Here is a 25,463-nt window from a genome sequence, read left to right as displayed (position 1 = left end):
CGCTCACCCCGCCGCCGACGCGACCAGCTCCCAGGCGTCGTCCACGTGGGCCTGCGTGGTCAGCGGCGAGCCGATCGCCAGGCGCAGGGTGAACCGGCCGGCGACCCGGGTGTGGGTGAGGAACACCCGGCCGGTGGCGTTGACCCGCTCCAGCAGCCCGGCGCTCGCCTCGTCGCCGGCGGCGAGGCGGAAACAGACCAGCGAGAACGGGTGCGGCGCGGCGAGGACGAACCGGTCGTCGGCGCGGACCCGGGCGGCGAACCGGTCGGCGAGCGCCACGTGCGAGCGGACGTGCGCCCGTAGCCCCTCCACCCCGTACCAGCGCAGCACGAACCACAGCTTCAGGGCACGGAACCGGCGGCCCAGCGGCACCTGCCAGTCCCGGTAGTCGACGACCGCCCCGGAGTCGCTCGCCGCGTTGCGCAGGAACTCCGGCAGCACCGTCAACGCCTCCACCAGCTCCGCCGAGTCGGCCACCCAGAACGCGTCGCAGTCGAAGCCGGTGAGCAGCCACTTGTGCGGGTCGAAGCAGTACGAGTCGGCGTACTCCAGGCCGGCGTGCGACCAGCGCAGCTCCGGGCAGACCGCCGCCGCGCCCGCGTACGCGGCGTCGACGTGCAGCCAGACGCCGTACTCCGCGCAGATCGCCCCGATCTGCGGCACCGGGTCGACGGCGGTGGTGGAGGTGGTGCCGATCGTGGCCACCACGATCGCCGGCACGTCGCCGGCCGCGACGTCGGCCCGGACCGCCGCCCGCAGCGCGTCGGGGTCCATGGCGAGGGTCTGCGGGTCGGCGGCGACCACCCGCACCCCGTCGCGGCCCAGCCCCGCGATGCGGGCCGCCTTCTCGATCGACGAGTGCCCCTCGGTGGAGGTGTACGCCCGGTAGCGGCGGTCGACGCCCACCTGTCGCCAGCGGCCCCCGCTGGCCCGGTGCAGCGCGGCGAGGGTGGCCACCAGCGTCGCCGACGACGCCGAGTCCTGGATCACCCCGCCGCCGGGACCGGTGGAGCGGAACCGCTCGGGCAGGCCGAGCAGCCCCGCCAGCCAGTCCAGCATCACCGTCTCCAGCTCGGTGCAGGCCGGCGCGGAGGCCCAGAGCATGCCCTGCACCCCCAGCCCCGAGCTGACCAGGTCGCCCAGGACGCTGGGGCCGGAGGTGTTGGCGGGGAAGTAGCCGAAGAAGCCCGGGTGCTGCCAGTGGGTCAGCCGGGGCGCGACCAGCGCGTCCAGGTCGGCCAGCAGCGCGGCGACCGGCTCGCCGTGCGCGGTCGGCCCGGCCGGCAGCGCGGCGGCCAGCGCGCCGGGCGGGTCCTGCGAGGTCACCGGGCGCTGCCCGAGGGTGGCCCAGTAGTCCGCGATCCAGTCGACCACCGCGTGCCCGGCGCGGCGGAACTCCTCGGGGTCCATGTGCTCAGCCATCCGACGAGTCGACCAAGTCAGCCGGGTGGGCGCAAGGGACCGGGACGTTGTTGCGGCGGGGAAAGCGGTGTCCTAGCATCCCAGGGGCGCGAAGCCGAACCATGGACGTCGATGCGATGTCCGATCACCGCCGCCAGCGCGGCGGACGCAACCCGGCGGCCAAGGGCAGGCCACCGGGGCCGCCGCGTCGCCGCGCCCGCCCGACCTCCCCGGAGGCACCCTCGTGCACCTGACCGCATCCCGCCGCACCCTCCTGGCCGCCGCCGTCGCGGCCACCACCCTCGCCGCCAGCGCCCTCGGCACCGTGGCCGCCTCGGCCGCCGCCGCCGGCTGCCGCGTCGACTACAAGATCAGCAGCCAGTGGGGCGGCGGCTTCGGCGCCGACGTCACCGTCACCAACCTCGGCGACCCGATCAACGGCTGGGCCCTCACCTGGTCCTACACCGCCGGCCAGCAGGTCACCCAGGCGTGGAACGCCACCGTCACCCAGTCCGGCACCCAGGTCACCGCCCGCGACGCCGGCTACAACGCCGCGCTCGGCACCAACGGCACCGCGAACTTCGGCTTCAACGCCTCCTGGAACGACAGCAGCAACCCCGTACCGGCGAGCTTCGCCCTCAACGGCACGACCTGCACCGGCGGCACCACCCCCACCACCGCGCCCCCGACGAGCGCCCCACCCACGACCACGCCCCCGACCACGCCGCCGCCCACCACCCCGCCGCCCACGACCCCGCCCGCCGGGGCCAAGCAGATGGAGAACCTCGACCGGGGGCTGATCAGCGTCCGCTCCGGCAGCGGCAACCTCGTCTCCTGGCGGCTGCTGGGCACCGAGACCTCCGGGGTGTCGTTCAACCTCTACCGCGGCTCCACCAAGGTCAACGCCAGCCCGATCACCGGCGCCACCAACTACCTCGACGCCGGGGCGGCGGCCGGCTCCGCGTACACCGTGCGGGCCGTCGTCGGCGGCGCCGAGCAGGCGGCGTCCGCGTCCGCGCTCCAGTTCGCCAACGGCTACCTCGACGTGCCCCTGCAGGTCCCGCCGGGTGGCACCACCCCCACCGGGGAGGCCTACACCTACTCGGCCAACGACGCCAGCGTCGGCGACCTCGACGGCGACGGCGACTACGAGATCGTCCTCAAGTGGGACCCGTCCAACAGCAAGGACAACTCGCAGTCCGGCTACACCGGCAACGTCTACGTCGACGCGTACACCCTCACCGGCACCCGGCTGTGGCGCGTCGACCTCGGCCGCAACATCCGCGCCGGCGCCCACTACACCCAGTTCCAGGTGTACGACTACGACGGCGACGGCGACGCCGAGGTGGCCATGAAGACCGCCGACGGCACCCGCTCCGGCACCGGCCAGGTCATCGGCTCGTCGTCGGCCGACTACCGCAACTCCAGCGGGTACGTCCTGTCCGGCCCCGAGTTCCTCACCATGTTCGACGGCCGCACCGGTGCCGCGGTGTCCACCGTCAACTACGACCCGCCGCGCGGCACCGTCTCCTCCTGGGGCGACAGCTACGGCAACCGCGTCGACCGGTTCCTCGCCGCGACCGCGTACCTCGACGGCCAGCGCCCCTCGCTGATCATGGCCCGGGGCTACTACACCCGCGCCGTCATCGCCGCCTGGGACTTCCGCAACGGCGCCCTCACCAAGCGGTGGACGTTCGACTCCAACGCCTCCGGCAACTCCGCCGCCGCCGGGCAGGGCAACCACAACCTGTCCGTCGCCGACGTCGACGCCGACGGCCGGCAGGAGATCGTCTACGGGGCCGCCACCATCGACGACAACGGCCGCCTGCTGCACTCCACCAACAACGGCCACGGCGACGCCCTGCACGTCGGCGACCTCGACCCGAGCCGCTCCGGCCTGGAGGTCTTCAAGGTCGACGAGGACGGCAGCAAGCCCAGCTCCTACTTCGCCGACGCCCGCACCGGCCAGGTCATCTGGTCCACCCCCGCCTCCGGCGACAACGGCCGCGGCGTCTCCGGCGACATCTGGGCCGGCAGCCCCGGCGCCGAGTCCTGGTCGTCGGCGGTGAGCTACCTGGCCAACACCAGGGGCCAGAACGTCGGCCGCAAGCCGTCGTCGGCGAACTTCCTCGCCTGGTGGGACGCCGACCCGGTGCGCGAGCTCCTCGACGGCACGAAGATCGACAAGTACGGCACCTCCGGCGACACCCGGCTGCTCACCGGCAGCGACGTCGCCTCCAACAACAGCACCAAGTCCACCCCGGCGCTCTCCGGCGACATCCTCGGCGACTGGCGGGAAGAAGTGATTTGGCGCACCAGCGACAGCCGCGCCCTGCGCATCTACAGCACCCCGACCCAGACCAGCACCCGGATCCACACCCTCATGCACGACCCGCAGTACCGCGCCGCGATCGCCTGGCAGAACACGGCCTACAACCAGCCGCCGCACCCGGGCTTCTTCATCGGAGACGGCATGGGGACCCCGCCCACGCCCAACATCTACCTGCGCTGACCGCGCTTAGGTAAGGTGGCAGGCACCGGGCCGCAGCCGCGGAATCCGCACAGCTCCGGCCCGGTGCACCACACCGCAGCACCCCCGACCCGTCCCGACCGGGGAGTGCCGTACCACCACCGGGACCAAAGTTACGCCGCGACCGCAACGCACCGGTGACGCCGGTATGAAGATCGTGTTTCGGGCGTTTCCAACCGGGTTCACCCCCGCCGGTCCGCCGGGTTCACCCCTGCCGGCGCAACCCGCCCGCCACCTTCTCGGCGACCAGTTCGAACGAGCGCACCCGGTCCGCCCCGTCGTACACCATCGACGTCAGCATCAACTCGTCCGCGCCGGTCCGCGCCAGCAACTCCGTCAACTGCCGGCCCACCGTCTCCGGCGAGCCCATCGCCTGCCCCTCCCGCCGCTGCACGACGAACTCCCGCTCCGCCGCCGTGTACGGGTACGCCGCCGCCTCCTCCGGCGACGCCAACGGCTGCGGCCGCCCCGAGCGCAGCTTCAGGAACGCCAGCGCCGACGGCCCCGCCAGCCACTGCGCCCGCTCGTCGGTCTCCGCGCAGATCGCGTTCACCGCCACCATCGCGTACGGCTCCGACAGCCACCGCGACGGCCGGAAGTGCTGCCGGTACAGCGCCAACGCCGGCAGCGTGTGCTGCGCGCTGAAGTGGTGCGCGAACGAGAACGGCAACCCCAGCAGCCCCGCGAGCTGCGCGCTGAACCCGCTGGAGCCCAGCAGCCACACCTGCGGCTGCTCGCCCCGCCCCGGCGTCGCCACGATCGGCCCCGCGTGCTCGCCGGTGAAGTAGCCCATCAGGTCCGCCAGCTCCCGGGGGAACCCCTCGGCCGACAGCCCCTCCATCGTCCGGCGCAACGCCAGCGCCGTCACCTGGTCGGTCCCCGGCGCCCGGCCGATGCCCAGGTCGATCCGGCCCGGGTGCAGCGCCTCCAGCGTGCCGAACTGCTCGGCCACCACCAGCGGCGCGTGGTTGGGCAGCATCACCCCGCCCGAGCCCAGCCGGATCGTGCTCGTGTGCGCGGCCAGGTGCGCGATCAGCACCGCCGGCGCGGAGCTCGCGATCGCCGGCATGTTGTGGTGCTCGGCCACCCAGAACCGCCGGTAGCCCAGCTCCTCGGCCCGCCGGGCCAGGTCGGTGGTGTGCCGCAGGGCCTCGCCGGCCGTGGAACCGGCCGCGACCGGGGCAACGTCAAGGACTGACAGGGGTACGTCGATCACGCGAGGAACCAACCCCGCCGGCACCCGGTTTGTTCCCGCCCGCCCCGTCGCCCGGTCGGTCCCCGCCCGCCCCGGCACCCGGAATCCGCCCACCCGCCCCGGCCCGCAGCAGCCCGAGCACGAGCAGGCCCGCGCCGATCCCCACCCCGGCCGCCACCGCGAAGCTCGCCCGTACCCCGCCCACCGCCGCCGCCCGCGTCGCCCCCGCCAGCAGCTCCCGCCCCTCCGGCGGCACCGCCCCCAGCAGGCCCGACACCCGCCCGCCGGCGACGGCGTGCGCGACCCCCGCCGCGTCGGCGACCCCCCGCGCCTGCAGGACGCCCCGCGTCCCCGCCGCGAAGACGCTGCCCAGCGCGGCGATGCCGAAGGCGAACCCGAGCTGCCGGCAGGTGTTCACCGCGCCGGCCGCCATCCCGCCCCGCGCCGCCGGCACCAGCGACATCGCCACCGCGCCCAGCGCCGGCGTCGCCAGCCCCACCCCCACGCCGATCACCGCCCCGCCCGGCACCAGCGCCGGCCAGCCCGCCGCCCCGCGCACCAGCACCGCCGTCACCGCGCTGCCCACCCCCACGCACAACAGCCCGCCACCGATCACCAGGCCCGGACGCCGGCCGTGCAGCGCCCGCCCCGACACCGCCGACACCACGAACGCCACCACCGACATCGGCAGCCCGGTCAGGCCCGCGCCGACCGGACCCAGCCCCAGCACCGACTGCAACCAGATCATCGAGTACGCCAACGGCGCGAACGCCGCGAACGTCAACAGCAGCCCCGCCAGCAGCACCGCCACGAACGCCCGGTCCCGCAGCAACGCCAGGTCGAACATCGGCTGCCGGACCCGCCACTCCACCACGGCGAACCCCGCCAGCAGCACCGCCGCCGCGCCCGCCGCCGCCCACACCACGGCATCCGACCAGCCCGCCTCGGCCGCGCGGATCAGCGCGTACGTCGCGCAGCCCGCCGCCACGGCGAACACCACCACCCCGCCGACGTCCACCCGCCCACCCACCGCCGGTCGGCCCGCCGGGAGCGTCCGCGCCCCCAGCCCGAGCGCCACCGCGCTGACCGGCAGGTTCACGAAGAAGATCCAGTGCCACGACACGCCCTCGGTGAGCAGCCCACCCAGCACCGGTCCCACCGCCGCCGACGCCCCCGACACCGCCCCCCACACCCCGTACGCGGCACCCCGGTCCCGGCCCGCGTAGGCCCCGTCCAACAGCGCGAACGTCGTGGCGAACATGGCCGCCGCGCCGAGGCCCTGCGCCGCCCGCGCCGCGACCAGCCCCTGCGCGCCGGGCGCGAGCCCGCACGCCAGCGACGACAGCGCGAACACCACCACCCCCACCAGGTACGTCACCCGGTGCCCCACCCGGTCGGCCACCGCCCCCGCCCCGAGCACCAGCGCCGCCAGGGCCAGCGCATACGCGTCGACCACCCACTGCACCGCGCCGAACGACGCGTCCAGGTCCCGCACCATGTCCGGCAGCGCGACCGTCACCACCGTCACGTCGACCAGCAGCATGAACGTGCCCAGGCAGACCGCCGTCAGGGGAAACCATCTGCGCATGCCGACACCCGCGTCTCTCCCGGCCCCGCGCGACCGCCGGTGGGCCGGTGCGCCTCACCCCGTACAACGCGGCTGGCCCGGTGGCGTCACCGGCCCGCCGGCCGGTTGCCGCGCCGGCCTGCCCGACTGTTGCCGCGCCGGCCCGCCGGCCCGCCCCGGCCGGTCCCGTCCTCAGCCCGTGCCGCGCACCTGCTCGAAGATCAGGCTCGTCTGGGTGTGCTGCACCGCCGGATCCACCGCCAGATGATCGAGCACGAAGTCCCGCAACGCGTCCCCGGACGCGGCCCGCACGTGCAGCACGTAGTCCTCCGCGCCCGCCACGTGGAACACCGACACCACCCCCGGCAGCCGCACCGAGCGGGCCCGGAACGCGTCCACCGCCGCCCGCTCGTGCGCCGTCAACCGCACCGACACCAGCGCCTGCAACGGCAGGCCCACCGCCGCCGGATCCACCTCCGCGTGGAACCCCCGGATCGCCCCGCACTCCCGCAACGCCCTCGTGCGGGTCAGGCAGGTCGACGCCGCCACCCCCACCCGCTCGGCGAGGGCGTTGTTCGGCAGCCGGCCGTCCGCGGCCAGCTCGGTCAGGATCGCGCGGTCGACGTCGTCCAGGGCGGCGAAGGGCCGCACATCATTCGGTGCAAGGGGCATCCACCCATCCTGCTCCGAATCTCCGCGTAACTGAAGCCTCACTCGCAGAATCTTCTACGGTTCTCTTGCCCGGCATCACTGCGATGTTCGACGCTTCCCGCCATGAGCAGCACCGTGGACACCCGATCCGTCGACACCGCCGCGGTGCACGCCGGCCGCGCCGACCTCACCGCCCTCGGCGTCCACGCCCCACCCATCGACCTGTCCACCACCAACCCGCTGCCGTCGGTCACCGACGGCGGCGAAGCCTACGAAACCCTCGCCACCGGCGGCACCCTCCCGCCCGGCGGCAGCGCCGTCTACCAGCGGCTCTGGAACCCCACCGTCGCCCGCTTCGAAACCGCCCTCGCCGAACTCGAAGGCACCCCCGCCGCCGTCGCCTTCGCCAGCGGCATGGCCGCCCTCACCGCCACCCTGCTCGCCGCCACCCGCGACGGCAACCGCCACGTCGTCGCCGTCCGCCCCCTCTACGGCGGCACCGACCACGTCCTCGCCACCGGCCTGCTCGGCACCGACGTCACCTGGGCCCGCCCCGACCAGGTCGCCGCCGCGATCCGCCCCGACACCGCCCTCGTCGTCGTCGAGACCCCCGCCAACCCCACCCTCGACCTCGTCGACATCGCCGCCCTCGCCGCCGCAGCCGGGGACACCCCGCTGCTCGTCGACAACACCGTCGCCACCCCTGTGCTCCAGCGACCCGCCCGGCACGGCGCCGTCCTCGTCCTGCACAGCGCCACCAAGAGCATCGGCGGCCACGGCGACGTCCTCGCCGGCGTCGTCGCCTGCGACGAGGACTGGGCCGCCCGGCTGCGCCAGGTCCGCGCCCTCACCGGCGCGATCCTGCACCCCCTCGGCGCGTACCTGCTGCACCGCGGCCTGCAGACCCTGCCCCTGCGCGTCCGCGCCCAGTCCGCCGGGGCCGAGAAACTCGCCGCCTGGCTCGCCCGCCACCCCGCCGTCGACCGTGTGCATCACCCCGGCCTCGACGACCCCGCCGGGCTCGTCGGCCGGCAGATGACCGGCACCGGCAGCCTGCTCGCCTTCGAGGTACGCGGCGGCGCGCCCGCCGCCGCCACCGTCGCCGCCGCCTGCCGGCTGATCACCCACGCCGTCTCCCTCGGCGGCGTCGACACCCTCGTCCAGCACCCCGCCTCGCTCACCCACCGGCCCGTCGCCGGCGACGCCCGACCCGCCGGCGGGCTGCTGCGCCTCTCCGTCGGCCTGGAAGACCCGGAAGACCTGCGGGCGGACCTGGAACAGGCACTCGCCGCGCTCGGCTGACCGCTGCCGCTGCCGGACGACGACGCCCCGCCCGGCCGGTCAGGACTTCGGGCCGACGTGCCGGTCCAGCACCGCGACCGCCTCGCGCCGGGCCACGGACAGCGAGTTGGGGCGGTTCATCCGCCAGGCGACGCCGAGCAGGCCCAGCGCCCACTGGCAGAGCCCCATGATGTCGGCGGACTCGTTGCTGAACAGGTAGCGCGGGTAGACGTAGCCCCTGCCGCGCATGGTCACCCGGTTGGCCACCCGGCAGCCGTCGGAGTGGAACAGCCCGCGCGCGAAGTCGCCGGGGCGGGCGGCGACGATCTCGCGTTGCCAGCCGGCCAGGACGATCGGCCGCTCGTGCTTCTTGCCCGGCCCGTGCTGCGGCAACAGGCACGGCCAGTGCCGGCCGTAGCTCTGGACCGCCACGCAGCCCTGCTTCCGGACCCGCTGCACGCTGTTGGCAAGGACCGCCCTCATGGCGGTCTCGCAGGCGTCGATCAGCCCCGGCCAGGACGTCGTGCAGTAGACGCGCAGCACCGGGATCCGCGCGGTGGCGACGAGGTGGCCGTCGCCGAGATAGAGGCCGAGGAGGTAGGCGTAGGCACCCGGATCTGTCGGATTGTCGACGCCCGGGCGGCAGCGGAAACACCGCAGGGCGCTGGCCTGCTGCCTGCTCTCGGGCCGATCCCTGCACCAGTGGCGGACCGTCGTGTACGGCAACCCGACGCTGCGGGCGGCCTCGGCGATGCTCCAGCCGGACAGGTGGAGCGCGCGGACGCGGGCGCGGATCTCAGGCGGGTGCACCCGCTTATCTTCGAACGCCTGTATGACAATTTTTGTGCCCTCGGTGGGATTCGAACCCACACTGTATGCAGTTTGAGTGCATTGCCTACTGCCGGTTGGGCTACGAGGGCCTTCCATGATTCGGCCCTGACAGACTACCCACTACGCTAGGGACGGCGACACCCGGCACGGCGGGTGTCGGGCGCAGACTGGTGGGAGTGGCTCGTGGCCGAGACGCAGACGGATGCCGAGCGCAGGCGGGTGTTGATCGCCGAGGACGAGGCGCTCATCCGGCTCGACCTGGCCGAGATGCTCGTCGAGGAGGGCTACGAGGTCGTCGGTGAGGCCGGCGACGGCGAGACGGCCGTCCGGCTCGCCGAGGAGCTGAAGCCCGATCTGGTGATCCTCGACATCAAGATGCCGATCATGGACGGGCTGGCCGCCGCCGAGCGGATCGCCGGCGCCCGGATCGCCCCGGTGATCATCCTGACCGCGTTCAGCCAGCGGGACCTCGTGGAGCGGGCGCGGGCGGCCGGCGCGATGGCGTACCTCGTGAAGCCCTTCCAGAAGAGCGACCTCGTGCCGGCCGTGGAGATCGCCCTGTCGCGCTACTCGGAGATCGCCGCGCTGGAGGCCGAGGTCGCGGGCCTGACCGACCGGCTGGAGATCCGCAAGACGGTGGAGCGCGCCAAGGGTGCGCTGATGACGACGTACGGCATGACGGAGCCGCAGGCGTTCAAGTGGATCCAGCGCACGGCGATGGACCACCGGATGACCATGAAGGAGGTCGCCGAGCGGATCCTCGCCGAGACGGCCGGCGGCGAGGTGGCACAGCCGGCCTCCTGAGGCCCCTGATTCTTGGACAGTTGCTGTTCGCCGCGAGCGGCAACCGTCCAAGATCCGCGGCCTGCCGCGGGCGTTCCCCGGCGGCGCGGGGTCCCCGGCACTCCGGTTGATCGATACGATCGGATGCATGCCTCGTCACCGCCCGCGTCGGGCGTCGGGACCGTTGCGGGCGCTGCGCGGCGTGCTCGGCGTGGTCGCCGGCCTCGCGGTGCTGCTGGCGGGCTGCCGGTCGTCCGAGCGTGCCGCGCCCGAGCCGGATGGTGCCGCGCCGGCCCCGGGGAGTGCCGCGCCCGACCCGGGTTCCCTGCGCCCCGACTGGCGGGCGTTGACCCTGCCGACGCCGCCGGGGGCCCCGGGCCGGCTGCTGCTGCGGGACGCGGCGGCGTGCGGCGGGCGCTGGTTCGTGGTGGGCGCGGTCGCCGACGCGGCGGGCGTGACCCGGCCGGCGGCGTGGTCCAGCCCGGCTCCGGCGTCGTCCCCGGGTGTGTCGGCCGCGCCGCGCGGCACCGGGTTCGCGTGGTCGCCGCTGCGGCTGACGCCACGCACCGCGTACGGCGCGGAGAACGTGCTCACGGCGGTCGGCTGCCGCGACGGCCGGCTCGCGGCCGTGGGTGCGAAGAGCGGCGGGGTGCACGGCAATCCCCGGATCAGCACGTGGCGGCAGCTCGCCGACGGCTCGGTGGTGGAGGTGCCGGCCGAGTTCGAGGTGTTCGGCGGTCCCGACGCGGTGAACGTGGGGCGGATCGCGGGCGGCCCGGCGGGGTGGGTGATCGCCGGCAACCGGGGCACCGGCGCGGCGGCCTGGTCGTCGGCCGACGCGGGGGAGTTCCGACTGGTCAGCGGCGTGCCCGAGCTGGCGTCGGACGCGGCGGGGCGCACGTGGGCGGCGGACGTGACGGCGGCGGCGTCGGGGTGGGTGCTGGTGGGGTCGGTGCGTGCCCCGGGGCGGCCGGGCGGTGACCCGGCGGTGTGGACCTCGCCGGACGGTCTCGGCTGGCGGCGGCAGGTCCTCCCGGCCGGGGACGCGCCGGGCGATCTCCAGCGGGTGGTCCGGGCGGGGGAGCGGCTGGTCGGGGTGGGCCGGCGCGGCGATGCCCTGGCGGCGTGGGTACGGGACGTGGCGGGGTGGCGACCGGGCGGGGCGGTGGGGCCGTCGGCGGCGGGCGGGTCGGGGCAGGTGGCGGGCCTGGCGGCGGTCGACGGCGGGGTGCTGGCGGTGGCGGTGGCCGCCGCGGGCTCCTCGGCGTGGTTCTCCACGGACGGTGGGGGTTGGGCGCCGGTGCGGCTGCCGGTGGCGCTGGCGGCGACGCCGGACCGGTCGGTCGCGGTGGCCGGGGCGGGTGGCGAGGTGTTGCTGCTGGTGGACGGCGGTGCCGAGGGGGCCCGGTTGTGGTCGGCGCGGCTGCCGGGCAGGCCCGGCTGAGCGTGCCACCGGTGTGTTACCGGCCGGTGTCGGATGTCTGATTTCGCCCGTGCCCCGCGGTGTGTGTTACAGCACTCCGGCGGATCTGGCCACTCAACGTAACGGTTAGGTCAACCCCGCTTTCTAGGTCTTACGGCGTGCCCTGCCTGTGGGATAACGTCCCGGCCCAGACCGGGTACGCGGTCGGTTCGTCCACCCCCTGCAAGGTCCAATTCGCAAGTCGCGGCGGGTGGTTCGGGCCTTCGGACTGAGGAGGGTACGAGCCGTGAGGCAGAAGCTCGCACGGGTGCTGGGTGGCGTGGCCATCAGCGCGCTCGTTATCAGTGGCGCGGCCGCGTGTAAGGCCGACAGTGGCACGGAGGGTGGCAGCGGCGACAAGGCGGCCTGCGACCTCAAGATCGGCTTCTTCGGCCCGCTGACCGGCGACGCCGCGGGTCTCGGTATCCACATGCGCAACGGCACGAAGCTGGCGATCGACCAGTACAACAAGGACAACGCGGACTGCAAGGTCAACCTCGCGGAGTACGACTCGCAGGGCGACCCGGCCAAGGCCCCGGCGCTGGCCCAGCAGGCGGTGGGCGACACCAAGGTCGTCGGCATCGTCGGCCCGGCGTTCTCCGGCGAGTCCGAGGTGGCCGACCCGATCTTCGACGAGGCCGGCCTGCCGATCATCACCCCGTCGGCGACCCGTCCGAGCCTGAGCACCAAGAGCTGGAAGATCTTCCACCGGGGCGTCGGCAACGACACCTCGCAGGGCCCGGCCGCCGGCCGCTACATCAAGAACGTGCTGAAGGCCGAGAAGGTCTACGTCGTCGACGACCAGTCGGCGTACGGCGCGGGCCTGGTGGACGAGGTCAAGAAGGTCCTCGGCGCGGTCGCGGGCGAGGACAAGGTCCAGGTCAAGCAGACCAACTTCTCCGCGGTCGTCACCAAGATCGTCGGCAGCGGCGCGACGGTGCTGTTCTTCGGTGGCTACTACACCGAGGCGGGCCTGCTGCTCAAGCAGCTCAAGGGCGCCGGCTGGAAGGGCACGATGGTCGCCGGCGACGGCGTCAACGACGCCAACTTCATCAAGGTCGCCGGCCAGCAGGTCGCCGAGGGCACCGTGCTGACCTGCCCCTGCGCCCCGGCCACCGCGGCCAAGGGCACCTTCGTGACCGACTACAAGGCGGCCTTCGAGAACGCCGAGCCGGGCACCTACGCCGACGTGTCGTTCGACATCACGAAGATCTTCCTCGAGGGCATCAAGGCCGGTAAGTCCACCCGGGCCGACCTGCTCGCCTTCGTGAAGTCCTACAACAAGGCGGGCACCGCCACCGGTGTGACGTACAAGTTCGAGTCCAACGGCGAGTTGGACCCGGCCCAGGTGCTGGTCTGGGCGTTCAAGGTCAACGCGGGCCAGGTCGTCCCGGACATCGAGATCCCGAAGGCCTGACCGGTTCGCCGGTCCCGCCAGGGACACAGACGATGCGGCCGGGAGTGGTTCCTCCCGGCCGCGTCGTTTGACCGCACAGTTGGAGCCCCCACTTGAACTTCGATGAGCTGTTCGGGAACTTCCCGGCCCTGACCATCACCGGGCTGGAACAGGGCGCGATCTACGCGCTCGTCGCCCTCGGGTACACCCTCGTCTACGGCGTTCTCCGCCTGATCAACTTTGCCCACTCCGAGGTCTTCATGGTCGGTACGTTCACCGCCCTGTGGACCTGGGAGGCCCTCGGCTACGACCAGAATTCCCCCTCGCCCGCCATCGGCCCGCTGATCCTCGCGCTGGTGGCCGGCCTGGTCGTGGCGGCGGTCGCCTCGGCGGCGACCGCGGTGACCGTGGAACTGGTCGCCTACCGGCCGCTGCGCCGGCGCAACGCGCCTCCGCTGGCCTTCCTCATCACCGCGATCGGCGCGTCGTTCGTGCTGGCCGAGTCCTTCGGCATCGGCACCTCCCGGGCGCCGTTCGGCATGCCCGTGCTGATCCCCTCGGAGACGGCCTTCACCGTGTTCGGCGCGGCCGTCACCAACATCCAGCTGCTCATCCTCGGTGTCACGCTGGTGATGATGGTCAGCCTGGACCAGTTCGTGAACCGCAGCCGGCTGGGCCGCGGCATCCGGGCCGTGGCCCAGGACGCGGACACGGCCGCCCTGATGGGCGTGAACAAGAACCGGGTGATCCTGCTGGTCTTCGTGCTCGGCGGCCTGATGGCCGGCGTCGCGGCGCTGCTGTGGAACGTCCGCTACGGCTACACGAAGTTCAACGTGGGCTTCCTGATCGGGCTCAAGGCGTTCGCGGCGGCGGTGCTCGGCGGCATCGGCAACCTGCGCGGCGCGTTGCTCGGCGGCCTGCTGCTCGGGGTGGCGGAGAACTACGCCGCCGGCCTGTTCGGCGGAGACTGGAAGGACTTCACCGGCTTCGTGCTGCTGATCGTGCTGCTGATGTTCCGGCCCACCGGCCTGCTCGGCGAATCTCTCGGGAGGGCGCGCGCATGACCGCCACCGTGGACAAGGGCCGCTCCCCGGCCCTCAAGGGCCGCTGGGCGGCGATGCCGAAGCAGGTCCGCTGGGCCGCGATCGCGGCGCTGATCGTCCTGCTCTACATCCTGCCGAACCGGTGGTTCTACGAGTACCTCGGCTTCCCCATCGGCAGCGAGTACTTCGCCTTCTACACCACCCGCTCGGACTTCGCGGGCGTGCTGTTCGACACCGCCGTGTTCGTGCTGCTGGCCGTCGGGCTCAACGTGGTGGTCGGCTTCGCCGGCCTGCTCGACCTGGGCTACTTCGGCTTCTACGCGCTCGGCGCGTACACGGTGGCGTTGCTGACCTCGCCGGAGAGCCGGCTGGGGACGAACTGGCCGTGGCTGGCGGCGGTGCCGGTCGCGGTCATGGTCGCGATGGTCTCCGGCGTCATCCTCGGCGGGCCGACGCTGCGCCTGCGCGGCGACTACCTGGCCATCGTGACCCTCGGCTTCGCCGAGATGATCCGGCTCTACGCCGCCCGCAACGAGGGCGTGATGCAGGGGCAGCGGGGCATCCCGGCGATCCCGCACCCGCCGGGCACCGGCTCCGACGGCAAGCCGCTGTTCGGTGTGGTCGACGCCCGGCCCTACTACTGGCTGCTGCTGACCCTGATCCTGCTGGTGATCGTGCTGGTGCGGAACCTGGCCAACAGCCGGGTCGGCCGGGCCTGGGTGGCCACCCGCGAGGACGAGGACGCCGCCGAGGTCATGGGCGTGCCGACGTTCAAGTACAAGCTGTGGGCGTTCGCGATCGGGGCGGCGGTGGCCGGCCTCACCGGCGCGGTCTTCGCCGGCAAGCAGACGTTCATCAACTCGGACCAGTTCGTGCTGGAAAGTTCCATCCTGGTGCTCGCGGCGGTCATCCTGGGCGGCGCGGGCAACATCAAGGGCGCGATCGTCGGCGGCGCGATCACCTGGTACCTGCCGGAGTGGCTGCGCGGCGCCGGCGACCTGGTCGGGGTGGAGTTCGACGCGGCCGAATACCGCATCCTCGTGTTCGGGGTGGTCATCATCGTCATGATGATCTTCCGTCCGCAGGGCATCGTGCCCAACCGGCGGCGGGCGGCGGAGTTCGCCGACCGGCGGCAGGAGGCGGTTCCGCAGGAGAAGGTGCCCAGTGAGTGATCCGCAGATGAAGAGCGAGCGCGACGCGAGCAGCGACCGCGACATCACCGCCGACGGCCGCAGCACGGTCGGCGTGCCACCGGAGCCCGGCTCCGGCGCGCCGACGGCGGCCACCCCGGCCGGGCCCGACGCGGCGGGGCGGGAACCGCTGCTGGAGGTCGACGACGTGACGCTGCGCTTCGGTGGCGTCGTCGCCCTCGACAAGGTCAACTTCACCCTCTACAAGGGGGAGATCCTCGGCCTGATCGGCCCGAACGGCGCCGGCAAGACCACCTGCTTCAACGCGATGACGGGCGTCTACCGGCCCACCGAGGGTGAGATCCGGTTCAAGGGGCAGCGCACCAACGGCAAGCGGCGGTCGTGGATCACCAAGGCCGGCATTGCCCGGACGTTCCAGAACATCCGGCTCTTCCCCGAGATGACGGCGCTGGAGAACGTGATGGTGGGCGCGGACGTCCACCACAAGACCAGCGTCATCTCGGCCATGCTGCGGCTGCCGCGGCACTTCCGGGAGGAGCGGGAGGGCCGGGAGAAGGCGCGCGAGCTGCTGCGGTTCGTCGGCATCGAGCGGCGTGCGAACGACCTGGCCCGCAACCTGTCGTACGGCGAGCAGCGCCGCCTGGAGATCGCCCGCGCGCTGGCCACCGACCCCGCCCTGCTCTGCCTGGACGAGCCGGCCGCCGGCTTCACCCCGGCGGAGAAGGAGGAACTGCTCGGCCTGATCCGCCAGATCCGGGACAAGGGCACGACCGTGCTGCTGATCGAGCACGACATGCGGCTGGTGATGGGCGTGACCGACCGGATCGTCGTGCTGGAGTTCGGCAAGAAGATCGCCGAGGGGCTGCCGGCCGAGGTCCGGGACGACCCGAAGGTGATCGCCGCGTACCTGGGGGTGCCGACCGATGCTGCTTGAGATCAAGGACCTGACTCTGCTCTACGGGCGCATCCAGGCCCTGCACGGGATCAGCCTGGTGGTCAACGAGGGCGAGGTGGTCGCGCTCATCGGCGCCAACGGCGCCGGCAAGACCACCACGATGCGGGCGATCTCCGGGCTGCGCCCGGTGGCCCAGGGTTCGATCGTCTTCGACGGCACCGACGTCACCCGGATGCGGGCCGACCTGCGGGTCACCCGGGGCATCGGGCAGGCGCCGGAGGGCCGGGGCGTGTTCCCGGGGATGACGGTGCTGGAGAACCTGGAGATGGGGGCGTACACCCGCCGGGACAAGGCGGAGATCGCCAAGGACATGGCCATGGTGCTGGACCTGTTCCCCCGGCTGGCCGAGCGGCGCAAGCAGGCCGGCGGCACCCTGTCCGGCGGCGAGCAGCAGATGCTCGCCGTGGGGCGGGCGCTGATGGCCCGGCCCCGGCTGCTGCTGCTCGACGAGCCGTCGATGGGGCTCGCGCCGAAGCTGATCCAGCAGATCTTCGAGATCATCACCCGGATCAACGAGCAGGGCACCACGATCCTGCTGGTGGAGCAGAACGCCCAGCAGGCGCTGTCCCGCGCCCACCGGGGCTACGTGCTGGAGACCGGCCGGATCGTCAAGGAGGGCACCGGCCAGGAGCTGCTGCACGACCCGGCGGTCAAGGAGGCGTACCTCGGCGTGGCCTGACCCGCGCCGCCGACGGCCGGTCGTCCCCCTCGCGGGCGGCCGGCCGTCGGCGTTGCCGGCCGTGCCGGGGCTGTCGTCGTCGTGTGCCGCGCGGCGGGGATGTCAGCTGTACGGGCTAGAGTCGCTGCCGTGACAGCTACGACGCCGCGCCTGCTCCTCGTCGACGGACACTCCATGGCATACCGGGCGTTCTTCGCCCTGCCGGTGGAGAACTTCTCCACCACGACGGGGCAGCCGACAAACGCCGTCTACGGCTTCACCTCGATGCTGATCAACGTGCTGCGCGACGAGCAGCCCACCCACATCGTCGTGGCCTTCGACGTCTCCCGGCAGTCCTTCCGCACGGAGAAATACGCGGAATACAAGGCGGGCCGCAGCGAGACCCCGGCCGACTTCAAGGGCCAGGTCAGCCTCGTCAAGGAGGTCCTCGCGGCGCTGCGCATCCCGGTGGTGGAGAAGGAGGGCTACGAGGCCGACGACGTCATCGCCACCCTCGCCTGCCAGGCCCGCGACCAGGGCATGTCGGTGCTGATCTCCAGCGGCGACCGGGACGCCTTCCAGCTCGTCGACGACCACATCACCGTGCTCTACCCGCGCAAGGGCGTCTCCGACCTGGCCCGGATGGACGCCGCCGCGATCGAGGCGAAGTACGGCGTGGGCCCGCAGCGCTACCGCGACCTGGCGGCGCTGGTCGGCGAGACCAGCGACAACCTGCCCGGCGTGCCGGGGGTCGGCCCGAAGACCGCCGCCAAGTGGATCAACCTCTACGGCGGTCTCGACGGTGTGGTGGCCCGCGCCGACGAGATCAAGGGCAAGGCCGGCGACAGCCTGCGCGAGCGGCTCGCCGACGTGATCCGCAACTACGAGATCAACTGCCTGGTCTCCGACCTGGAGCTGCCGGTCCGCCCCGAGGACGCCCGCTGGGCCGGCTGGGACCGCGAGGCCGTGCACCAGGTCTTCGACACCCTGGAGTTCCGCATCCTGCGCGACCGCCTCTACCAGTACCTGGAGGCCGTCGAGCCGGAGGCCGAGGCCGGGTTCGACCTGGCCGCCGAGCGGCTCACCGAGCCCGGGGCGGTGGTCACCTGGCTGGAGGCACACGCCCCCGCCGGCACCCAGGTCGGCGTGGCGGTGAAGACCCCGGCCAAGCCGACGGCCCCCCGCGAGCGCTACGAGCCGCAGCTCGACGCCCTGGCCCTCGCGCTGGCCACCGGCCCGGCGGCGTGGCTCGACCCGACGGCGCTGGCCGAGGCCGACGAGCGGGCCCTCGCGGCCTGGCTGGCCGACCCGGCCCGGCCGAAGGTCCTGCACGACAGCAAGCACGCCCGGCTGGCGTTCGCCGCCCGGGGCTGGTCCCTGGCCGGCGTCGCCCGGGACACCGAGCTGGCCGCCTACCTGGCCCGCCCCGACCAGCGCTCATACGACCTGACCGACCTGGCGCTGCGCTACCTGCACCGCGAGCTGCGGGTCGACGCCCCCGAGACCGGGCAGCTCACCTTCGAGGGGCTCGGCGACGACGGCGAGGCCGAGCAGAACCTGATGCTCCAGGCCCGGGCCACCCTCGACCTCGCCGACGCGATCGACGCCGAGCTGTCCCGCGACGGCGAGCAGTCCGCCCGGCTGATGGCGGAGGTCGAGCTGCCGCTGTCGGACGTGCTCGCCGCGATGCAGCGGGTCGGCATCGCCGCCGACCTGGACTACCTGCACGAGCTGGAGGCGCACTTCGCGGGTGAGGTGAAGTCCGCCGCGCAGGGCGCGTACGCCGCCGTCGGTCGGGAGTTCAACCTGGGCTCGCCCAAGCAGCTCCAGGAGCTGCTCTTCGGCGAGCTGGGGCTGCCGAAGACCAAGAAGATCAAGACCGGCTACACCACCGACGCCGACGCCCTGCAGTGGCTCTACGCGCAGAACCCGCTGCCCGTGCTGGAGCACCTGCTGCGCCACCGGGACGTGGCGAAGCTGAAGACGACCGTCGACGGCCTGCTCAAGTCGGTCTCCGAGGACGGCCGCATCCACACCACGTTCAAGCAGACCGTGGCGGCCACCGGTCGGCTCTCCTCCACCGACCCCAACCTGCAGAACATCCCGATCCGCACCGAGGAGGGCCGGCGGATCCGCCGCGCGTTCGTCGTGGGGGAGGGCTTCGAGTGCCTGCTCACCGCCGACTACAGCCAGATCGAGATGCGGATCATGGCGCACCTGTCGTCGGACGCCAAGCTGATCGAGGCGTTCAACTCCGGCCACGACTTCCACGCCGCCACCGCCTCGTCGGTGTTCGCGGTGCCGGTCGCCGAGGTCACCGCCGACCAGCGGCGCAAGATCAAGGCGATGAACTACGGCCTGGCGTACGGGCTGAGCGCGTTCGGCCTGTCCCAGCAGCTCGGCATCACCGCCGAGGAGGCGCGCGGGCTGATGGACAACTACTTCGCCGGGTTCGGCGGGGTCCGCGACTACCTCCAGGAGGTGGTGGCCCGTGCCCGGCACGACGGCTACACCTCCACCATCCTGGGCCGCCGCCGTTACCTGCCCGACCTGGTCAGCGACAACCGGCAGCGGCGGGACATGGCCGAGCGGATGGCGCTCAACGCCCCCATCCAGGGCTCGGCGGCCGACATCATCAAGGTCGCCATGCTGCGCGTCGACGCCGGCCTGCGCGAGGCCGGGCTGCGCTCGCGAATGCTGCTCCAGGTGCACGACGAGCTGGTCTTCGAGGTCGCCCCCGGCGAACGCGACGCCCTGGAGGCGCTGGTGCGCGGCCAGATGGGCGGGGCGTACCCGCTGTCGGTGCCGCTGGAGGTCTCCGTCGGCGAGGGCCCGGACTGGAACAGCGCCGACCACTGACCGGCGTCGGGCCCGGGTGGGGCCGCCTGCCGGGGCGGTCGGGCGCGGGCCCGCACCCGCGGGCGGGTCGTGGCGGCCGTGGGCGCGGCCCGCTCACCGGAGCGGGTCGTGGCCCCAGTTCATCAGCGACCAACGCCACTTCGTGTCCCGCACGTCGCCTGCGGGGCGCTGCGCCAGGTGCCGGTGCACGTAGCCGACGACCTTGCGCATGTGCCGGTAGTCGGCCTCCGTCAGCTCGGCGCGCTTGCGGCGCAGCAGCTCGACGATCCGCCGGCCGGACGAGTGTCCCACCGACTCCCCGCCGGCCGTGCCCTTCTTCCGCCAGCCGACGTGCTTCGACTCGTCGCTCTCCAGCCACGCCGACAGCTCGCCGGGCCGCATGTTGACCGCCTCGGTGAACTCCCGGTACGTCTCCCCGTGCCGGTCCCCCTCACTCCCGCTCACGGCGCAGCACCTCCGGCCGGTGGGCGACGTCCCGCCCCGAGTCGTCGTTGCGGATGCGGTACTGCGGCTGCTCGGGGGACGCGTTCACGGCGCGCCCCCGCACGTGCGTGCGCTCGGTGAGCTTCTCCCGGACGACCCCGTACGCCCGGCCGCTGTGGCTGGCCCAGGACACGTGGTCGCCCGCGCGGAATTCCCTCTGCTCGGCCATGCGGCCTGGCTACCCGGGGCGGGTGCGGCGAAACGGGCCGGGTCAGCCGGTGAGCTCGGCGACCGGCAGCTTGATCTCGAACGGCTCGGCCAGCGCGATCAGCTCCGCGCTGTCGGCGACCAGCTCGTACTGCCGCTCGCCGCCGAGGCTGAGCCGGTCGCTGAGCCGGTACGCGTACACGTGCACCGGGTCCTGCTCGATGCGCCAGTAGAACGGGATGCCGGCGGCGGCGTACTCGGCGGGCTTGGCGAAGCGATCGATCCGCCGGGTGCCGGGGGACACCACCTCCACCGCGAGGACCACGTCCTCGGGCTGGAGCAGGGACCGGTCGGCGCGTACGTCGGCGCGGCGCAGCAGCACGTCCGGCTGCCGGGTGTTCTTCGCGTCGAGCGCGACCCCGACGGCCTGCGTGGCGCGTAGGTGCTCGGGCGCGTGCGCGCGCAGCCACAGCCACAGCAGGCTGGCGATGTCCTGGTGGCCCAAAGTGGGGGAGGGTGTCACTCGGAGGGCTCCGTCGACGAGTTCGACGCGGGGGGCGTCGTCCGGCAGGTGGGGCAGGTCTTCCAGCGTGTAGTCGGCACGCTGTTGCCGGATCGGGTCCGGGCACCAGGGGCCAGGTGGTGTCGGGATCGGCTCGGCGCTCACCCGGTCAGCGTAACGCCGCCCGTCGGTCGGGACGTCGCACCGACGGTGCGATCCGCCGGCCGGTCCTGCGGCTCGACGCGTCGGCCCCGACGAGGGCTCAGCCCGCCGGCTTCTCGGCGACGAAGATGGCGGTGCCGGGGAAGAGCCGGCCGCGCAGCGGGCTCCACTGCCCCCAGATCCCCTCGTGCCCCTCCGGCCACTCCGGCTCGACCAGGTCCACCAGCCGGAACCCGGCGCCGACCAGCTCCCTGATCCGGTCGCCGAGGGTGCGGTGCTGCTCCACGTACGTCGCCGCGCCCGTGCGGTCCTGCTCCACGTACGGGGAGCGGTCGAAGTACGAGTGCACCGCGGTGAGCCCGCCCTGCCCCGGGTCGTCCAGGAAGATCCACCGCATCGGGTGGGTCACCGAGAACACCCAGCGCCCCCCGGGGCGCAGCACCCGGAACACCTCGCGCATCACCGCCGCCGAGTCGGCCACGAACGGGATCGCCCCGAAGGCCGTGAACGCGGTGTCGAACGCCGCGTCGGCGAAGGGCAACGCGAGCGCGTCGGCCTGCACCAGCGGGATCCGTACGCCGCTGCGCCGGGCGGCGTCCGTCGCGTGCCGCAGCATGCCGGCGGAGAGGTCCAGGGCGACCGGGTGGGCCCCCTGGGTGGCCAGCCACCGGGCGGCGGCGGCCGCCCCCGCGCCCACCTCCAGCACCCGGCGCCCGGCGAGGTCGCCGAGCAGCCGCGCGTCGGCCTCGCGCAACCCCTCGGGGCACCAGACGAAGTCCACGTCGCCGAGGAACGCGCCGTGCTCCGCCTGGTAGTCGTCGGCGTCGGAGTCCCACCAGCCGCGACTGGCCCGCCGGGCGTCGGCGTCGGTCACCGGCCGACGCAGCACCCCCGGCGCCGCGTCGGGCTCCGCGCTCACGGGGAGATCGGCCAGGTCGTCGGTCACCGCGGCAGTCTAGTGGCGACCCCGACCGTCGGCCCGGCGCGGCGTGGGGCGGGCCCGGCGTGGCGCCCGGTGGGGGGCGGGGCAGGCGGCGGAGAGGCCGGGTCCCTCGCCCGTAAACCGCCGCTTCGGGCACGAAAGGTGCAGTCCGTCGCGAAAGCGGGCTGGATCACTTCTCCCGGGGCTTGCACGCTGTGGTAATGCGCACGGTAGGCTAGACGATGCGCTCGCGGGTCGCGTGCCTCGGCAGGGAGAAGGCGCGCGGTCGCGGAGTTCCAGACGGAGCCACATCAGGACCTCACTAGTGATCTTCGGTGTGCCCGGCGACGGATCCGCTGGCGCGAACAGGTCACCGCGACACCAGCCTGCTGTGACAACCCATCCGACCGGAGCAACCGCCCACATGACGAGCAGCATCGAGGCCCCCTCGAGCGCCACCCGGGTCACCCACGACGATCTCGGTTCCGAGGAGGCTTTCCTCGCCGCGATCGACGAGACCATCAAGTACTTCAACGACGGCGACATTGTCGAAGGCACCGTCGTCAAGGTCGATCGGGACGAGGTCCTGCTCGACATCGGCTACAAGACCGAGGGTGTCATCCCCTCTCGGGAGTTGTCGATCAAGCACGACGTGGACCCCGCCGAGGTCGTCTCGGTCGGTGACCACATCGAGGCCCTGGTCCTCCAGAAGGAGGACAAGGAGGGTCGTCTGATCCTCTCCAAGAAGCGGGCGCAGTACGAGCGGGCCTGGGGCACGATCGAGAAGATCAAGGACGAGGACGGCGTCGTCCGCGGCTCGGTCATCGAGGTGGTCAAGGGTGGTCTCATCCTCGACATCGGGCTGCGGGGCTTCCTGCCCGCGTCCCTGGTCGAGATGCGGCGGGTGCGTGACCTGCAGCCGTACGTCGGCCGTGAGCTCGAGGCCAAGATCATCGAGCTGGACAAGAACCGCAACAACGTGGTCCTGTCCCGCCGGGCCTGGCTGGAGCAGACGCAGTCCGAGGTGCGCACCGAGTTCCTCAACAAGCTGCAGAAGGGCCAGGTCCGCAAGGGCGTCGTGTCCTCGATCGTCAACTTCGGCGCGTTCGTCGACCTGGGCGGCGTGGACGGCCTGGTGCACGTCTCCGAGCTGTCCTGGAAGCACATCGACCACCCGTCCGAGGTCGTCGAGGTCGGCCAGGAGGTCGAGGTCGAGGTCCTGGACGTCGACCTGGACCGCGAGCGGGTCTCGCTGTCGCTGAAGGCGACCCAGGAGGACCCGTGGCGGCAGTTCGCCCGCACCCACGCGATCCAGCAGATCGTGCCGGGTAAGGTCACCAAGCTGGTGCCGTTCGGCGCCTTCGTCCGGGTGGACGACGGCATCGAGGGCCTGGTCCACATCTCCGAGCTGGCCGAGCGCCACGTGGAGATCCCGGAGCAGGTCGTCCAGGTCGGCTCCGAGGTCATGGTCAAGGTCATCGACATCGACCTGGAGCGCCGCCGGATCTCGCTGTCGCTCAAGCAGGCCAACGAGGGCTTCGTCGAGGGCGAGGAGCACTTCGACCCGACCCTCTACGGCATGGCCGCGACGTACGACGCCGAGGGCAACTACATCTACCCGGAGGGCTTCGACCCGGAGACGGGCGAGTGGCTCGAGGGGTACGACAAGCAGCGCGAGACCTGGGAGAACCAGTACGCCGAGGCCCGTCAGCGCTGGGAGGCCCACACCAAGCAGGTGCAGACCTCCCGGGCCGCCGACGCCGAGGCCGCTGCCAACCCGGCTCCGGCCGTGTCGACCGGCGGCACCACCACCTCGACCAGCACGGCCCCGAGCCGGCAGGCCGAGGAGCCGGCCGGCACCCTGGCCACCGACGAGGCGCTCGCCGCGCTGCGGGAGAAGCTCGCCGGCGGCAAGTGACCCCGTGACGACTCCCCGCCGGGTGCGTGCGACGACGCATCCGAGCCGGAGCCGCCGCTGACGACGACGGGCCCTGTCCCCGCGATCCGGTTTCCACCGGGCCGCAGGGGCGGGGCCCGTCGTCGTTTCGGCCCCACCACCCGCGCCCACCCTTCGCCAGAGGAGACGCCGACCAGAGTCGACGCTGGTCGGCCGGTGCCCCGAACGGCCCGGCATCGAGCGGGCGGGCCAGGATCCGAGCGGGCGGCTCGGTGCCCGACCGGCTCAGCGCCCGGGCGGGCGGCAGTCGGCCCGTTGGCCCGGCACCGGCCGGTTTGGCGGTGCAGGTGCCGATCCGGTTGACTGTTGCGGTGCTGATGGTGGGACTGACCGGCGGGATCGGCTCCGGCAAGAGCGCCGTCGCGGCGCGGCTGGCCGCTCTCGGCGCGGTGGTGATCGACTCCGACCGGATCGCCCGCGAGGTGGTCGCCCCGGGCAGCGAGGGGCTCAGGGAGATCGTCGCCGCCTTCGGTGACCGCGTCGTCGGCCCCGACGGTGCCCTGGACCGGGCCGCGTTGGGCGGGTTGGTCTTCGCCGACGAGGCGGCCCGCCGCCGGCTGGAGGCGATCACCCACCCCCGGGTCCGCGCGCGGACCGCCGAGCTGGCCGCCGCGGCGGCGCCCGACGCCGTCGTGGTCAACGACGTGCCGCTGCTGGTCGAGGTCGGGCTCGCTCCGACGTACCACCTGGTGGTCGTGGTGCAGACGGAGGTCGCCGTCCGGTTGGGCCGGTTGGCGCGGGACCGGGGGATGAGCCGGGCGGAGGCCGAGCGGCGGATCGCCGCGCAGGCCGACGACGCCCGCCGGGATGCGGTCGCGGACGTGGTGCTGCACAACGACGGCACCCTCGACGAGCTGCACGCCGAGGTGGACGGGCTGTGGCGTGACCGGCTGCTGCCGTACGAGGAGAACGTCCGGCTCCGCCGGGTGGCCGAACCCGACGAGACCGCCCTGACCGGCCCCGATCCGACCTGGCCGCAGCAGTACGCCCGGCTGGCCGCCCGGCTGCGGCACGTGCTCGCCCCGGCCGATCCGCGGCTCGACCACGTCGGCTCGACGGCCGTCGCCGGCCTCGCCGCCCGGGACGTCATCGACATCCAGGTGACCGTGCCGAGCCTCGCGGAGGCCGACGGCGTCCTCGCCGAGCGCCTCGCCGCGGCCGGTTTCCCGCGCCTGCCCGGCCAGTGGTGGGACAGCCCCCGCCCGGCGGGCAGCGACCGGTGGGAGAAGGGGCTGCACGGCAGCGCCGACCCGGGCCGCCCGGTGCGCCTGCACCTGCGGCCGGAGGGCTCGCCCGGCTGGCGGTACGCGCTGCTGATGCGCGACCACCTGCGCACCGACCCTGACCGGCGGGCCGCGTACCTGACGCTCAAGGGCGACCTGGCGGCCAGTGCGCCGGACGGGGGCTCCCGCAACACCACGGCCCGGGATCCGTGGTTCGACGAGGAGCACCACCGCGCCGAGGAGTGGGCCGCGCGCACCGGCTGGCGACCCTGAGCCCGCTGCCGGTGTCGCCGCTCCGGCGGCG

21 protein-coding genes and 1 tRNA gene are annotated in these 25,463 nt (G+C 73.3%); 12 read left to right on the top strand and 10 right to left on the bottom strand.

Annotated features, from left to right (window positions below; all coding sequences use genetic code 11):
* Positions 1-3: 3 nt before the first annotated feature.
* Positions 4-1,422 carry a pyridoxal-dependent decarboxylase gene (locus GA0070558_RS11050; RefSeq protein ID WP_256091869.1) on the bottom strand — a complete coding sequence of 473 codons (1,419 nt, stop codon included), beginning with the start codon at positions 1,420-1,422 and terminating at the stop codon, positions 4-6.
* A gap of 223 nt (positions 1,423-1,645) precedes the next feature.
* Here GA0070558_RS11050 and GA0070558_RS11045 point away from each other — a divergent pair, with 223 nt between their 5' ends.
* Positions 1,646-3,913, top strand: coding sequence for a rhamnogalacturonan lyase family protein (locus GA0070558_RS11045; RefSeq protein WP_091278251.1), 2,268 nt, complete (start codon positions 1,646-1,648; stop codon positions 3,911-3,913).
* Positions 3,914-4,136: 223 nt separating this feature from the next.
* On the opposite strand, the gene GA0070558_RS11040 is transcribed toward GA0070558_RS11045, so the two are convergent.
* The 3 genes from GA0070558_RS11040 to GA0070558_RS11030 form a co-directional block, all read right to left on the bottom strand.
* Positions 4,137-5,147 carry an LLM class flavin-dependent oxidoreductase gene (locus tag GA0070558_RS11040; RefSeq protein WP_043967429.1) on the bottom strand — a complete coding sequence of 337 codons (1,011 nt, stop codon included), beginning with the start codon at positions 5,145-5,147 and terminating at the stop codon, positions 4,137-4,139.
* Positions 5,119-6,714, bottom strand: coding sequence for an MFS transporter (locus GA0070558_RS11035; protein WP_091278250.1), 1,596 nt, complete (start codon positions 6,712-6,714; stop codon positions 5,119-5,121). Before GA0070558_RS11035 ends, GA0070558_RS11040 begins: the two co-directional genes overlap by 29 nt.
* A 171-nt stretch (positions 6,715-6,885) precedes the next feature.
* A complete protein-coding gene (locus tag GA0070558_RS11030) occupies positions 6,886-7,365 on the bottom strand; it encodes an Lrp/AsnC family transcriptional regulator (protein WP_043967433.1) in 480 nt (159 codons plus the stop codon).
* A 102-nt stretch (positions 7,366-7,467) separates the two neighbouring features.
* On the opposite strand from GA0070558_RS11030, the gene GA0070558_RS11025 reads away from it, so the two are divergent.
* Positions 7,468-8,646 (top strand): trans-sulfuration enzyme family protein, encoded by a 1,179-nt coding sequence (locus GA0070558_RS11025; protein WP_091278248.1) that lies wholly within the window; start codon positions 7,468-7,470, stop codon positions 8,644-8,646.
* A 39-nt stretch (positions 8,647-8,685) separates the two neighbouring features.
* Here the strand turns inward: GA0070558_RS11025 and GA0070558_RS11020 are convergent, their stop codons facing one another.
* Both GA0070558_RS11020 and GA0070558_RS11015 read right to left on the bottom strand, forming a co-directional pair.
* Positions 8,686-9,435: a transcriptional regulator gene (locus GA0070558_RS11020; RefSeq protein ID WP_091278246.1), complete on the bottom strand. Its 750-nt coding sequence runs from the start codon at positions 9,433-9,435 to the stop codon at positions 8,686-8,688.
* A 35-nt stretch (positions 9,436-9,470) separates the two neighbouring features.
* Positions 9,471-9,545: transfer RNA gene (locus tag GA0070558_RS11015), tRNA-Leu, on the bottom strand.
* A 94-nt stretch (positions 9,546-9,639) separates the two neighbouring features.
* Here GA0070558_RS11015 and GA0070558_RS11010 point away from each other — a divergent pair.
* The 8 genes from GA0070558_RS11010 to polA all read left to right on the top strand — a co-directional run bounded on the left by GA0070558_RS11010 (position 9,640) and on the right by polA (position 19,763).
* On the top strand, positions 9,640-10,260 hold the full coding sequence (locus tag GA0070558_RS11010; protein ID WP_043969321.1) for an ANTAR domain-containing response regulator: 621 nt from the start codon (positions 9,640-9,642) through the stop codon (positions 10,258-10,260).
* 127 nt (positions 10,261-10,387) lie between these two features.
* On the top strand, positions 10,388-11,683 hold the full coding sequence (locus tag GA0070558_RS11005) for a hypothetical protein (RefSeq protein WP_091278245.1): 1,296 nt from the start codon (positions 10,388-10,390) through the stop codon (positions 11,681-11,683).
* Between the two features lie 265 nt (positions 11,684-11,948).
* The gene (locus tag GA0070558_RS11000; protein ID WP_091278243.1) at positions 11,949-13,118 is read left to right on the top strand and encodes a branched-chain amino acid ABC transporter substrate-binding protein; all 1,170 of its coding nucleotides are present in this window, start codon (positions 11,949-11,951) and stop codon (positions 13,116-13,118) included.
* A 92-nt stretch (positions 13,119-13,210) separates the two neighbouring features.
* Positions 13,211-14,161, top strand: a complete 951-nt coding sequence (locus GA0070558_RS10995) for a branched-chain amino acid ABC transporter permease (RefSeq protein WP_091278241.1) — start codon at positions 13,211-13,213, stop codon at positions 14,159-14,161.
* A complete protein-coding gene (locus tag GA0070558_RS10990) occupies positions 14,158-15,312 on the top strand; it encodes a branched-chain amino acid ABC transporter permease (protein ID WP_077939125.1) in 1,155 nt (384 codons plus the stop codon). Before GA0070558_RS10995 ends, GA0070558_RS10990 begins: the two co-directional genes overlap by 4 nt.
* 7 nt (positions 15,313-15,319) lie before the next feature.
* On the top strand, positions 15,320-16,225 hold the full coding sequence (locus tag GA0070558_RS10985; RefSeq protein WP_255705384.1) for an ABC transporter ATP-binding protein: 906 nt from the start codon (positions 15,320-15,322) through the stop codon (positions 16,223-16,225).
* The gene (locus GA0070558_RS10980; RefSeq protein ID WP_043967447.1) at positions 16,215-16,925 is read left to right on the top strand and encodes an ABC transporter ATP-binding protein; all 711 of its coding nucleotides are present in this window, start codon (positions 16,215-16,217) and stop codon (positions 16,923-16,925) included. The genes GA0070558_RS10985 and GA0070558_RS10980 overlap by 11 nt, the downstream gene beginning before the upstream one ends.
* 129 nt (positions 16,926-17,054) lie before the next feature.
* Positions 17,055-19,763 (top strand): DNA polymerase I, encoded by a 2,709-nt coding sequence (polA, locus tag GA0070558_RS10975; RefSeq protein WP_091278239.1) that lies wholly within the window; start codon positions 17,055-17,057, stop codon positions 19,761-19,763.
* A 93-nt stretch (positions 19,764-19,856) separates the two neighbouring features.
* On the opposite strand, the gene GA0070558_RS10970 is transcribed toward polA, so the two are convergent.
* The 4 genes from GA0070558_RS10970 to GA0070558_RS10955 form a co-directional block, all read right to left on the bottom strand.
* A complete protein-coding gene (locus GA0070558_RS10970) occupies positions 19,857-20,144 on the bottom strand; it encodes a DUF3140 domain-containing protein (protein WP_043969323.1) in 288 nt (95 codons plus the stop codon).
* Positions 20,145-20,193: 49 nt separating this feature from the next.
* Positions 20,194-20,415, bottom strand: coding sequence for a hypervirulence associated TUDOR domain-containing protein (locus tag GA0070558_RS10965; RefSeq protein WP_077939128.1), 222 nt, complete (start codon positions 20,413-20,415; stop codon positions 20,194-20,196).
* Between the two features lie 42 nt (positions 20,416-20,457).
* Positions 20,458-21,060 carry a Uma2 family endonuclease gene (locus GA0070558_RS10960; RefSeq protein WP_256091868.1) on the bottom strand — a complete coding sequence of 201 codons (603 nt, stop codon included), beginning with the start codon at positions 21,058-21,060 and terminating at the stop codon, positions 20,458-20,460.
* 97 nt (positions 21,061-21,157) lie between these two features.
* A complete protein-coding gene (locus tag GA0070558_RS10955) occupies positions 21,158-21,976 on the bottom strand; it encodes a class I SAM-dependent methyltransferase (protein WP_396788085.1) in 819 nt (272 codons plus the stop codon).
* Positions 21,977-22,403: 427 nt separating this feature from the next.
* Between GA0070558_RS10955 and rpsA the strand changes: the two genes are divergently transcribed.
* The gene (gene rpsA / locus GA0070558_RS10950) at positions 22,404-23,897 is read left to right on the top strand and encodes a 30S ribosomal protein S1 (protein WP_043967455.1); all 1,494 of its coding nucleotides are present in this window, start codon (positions 22,404-22,406) and stop codon (positions 23,895-23,897) included.
* 350 nt (positions 23,898-24,247) lie between these two features.
* A complete protein-coding gene (coaE, locus tag GA0070558_RS10945; RefSeq protein WP_091278237.1) occupies positions 24,248-25,432 on the top strand; it encodes a dephospho-CoA kinase in 1,185 nt (394 codons plus the stop codon).
* Positions 25,433-25,463: the final 31 nt, after the last annotated feature.

The organism is Micromonospora haikouensis, assembly GCF_900091595.1.
GTDB classification, from domain to species: domain Bacteria; phylum Actinomycetota; class Actinomycetes; order Mycobacteriales; family Micromonosporaceae; genus Micromonospora; species Micromonospora haikouensis.
The sequence above is the reverse complement of the archived record's forward strand: the minus strand, read 5'-3'. Positions and strand labels throughout refer to the sequence as shown.

Bases quoted from the DNA above. Each gene is read 5' to 3' on its own strand.
- GA0070558_RS10985 (WP_255705384.1), top strand. From the start codon at position 15,320: ATGAAGAGCGAGCGCGACGCGAGCAGCGACCGCGACATCACCGCCGAC.
- GA0070558_RS10970 (WP_043969323.1), bottom strand. From the start codon at position 20,144: ATGCGGCCCGGCGAGCTGTCGGCGTGGCTGGAGAGCGACGAGTCGAAG.
- GA0070558_RS11005 (WP_091278245.1), top strand. From the start codon at position 10,388: ATGCCTCGTCACCGCCCGCGTCGGGCGTCGGGACCGTTGCGGGCGCTG.
- GA0070558_RS10965 (WP_077939128.1), bottom strand. From the start codon at position 20,415: ATGGCCGAGCAGAGGGAATTCCGCGCGGGCGACCACGTGTCCTGGGCC.
- GA0070558_RS11030 (WP_043967433.1), bottom strand. From the start codon at position 7,365: ATGCCCCTTGCACCGAATGATGTGCGGCCCTTCGCCGCCCTGGACGAC.
- GA0070558_RS11025 (WP_091278248.1), top strand. From the start codon at position 7,468: ATGAGCAGCACCGTGGACACCCGATCCGTCGACACCGCCGCGGTGCAC.
- GA0070558_RS11035 (WP_091278250.1), bottom strand. From the start codon at position 6,714: ATGCGCAGATGGTTTCCCCTGACGGCGGTCTGCCTGGGCACGTTCATG.
- GA0070558_RS10980 (WP_043967447.1), top strand. From the start codon at position 16,215: ATGCTGCTTGAGATCAAGGACCTGACTCTGCTCTACGGGCGCATCCAG.
- rpsA (WP_043967455.1), top strand. From the start codon at position 22,404: ATGACGAGCAGCATCGAGGCCCCCTCGAGCGCCACCCGGGTCACCCAC.
- GA0070558_RS10990 (WP_077939125.1), top strand. From the start codon at position 14,158: ATGACCGCCACCGTGGACAAGGGCCGCTCCCCGGCCCTCAAGGGCCGC.
- GA0070558_RS11050 (WP_256091869.1), bottom strand. From the start codon at position 1,422: ATGGCTGAGCACATGGACCCCGAGGAGTTCCGCCGCGCCGGGCACGCG.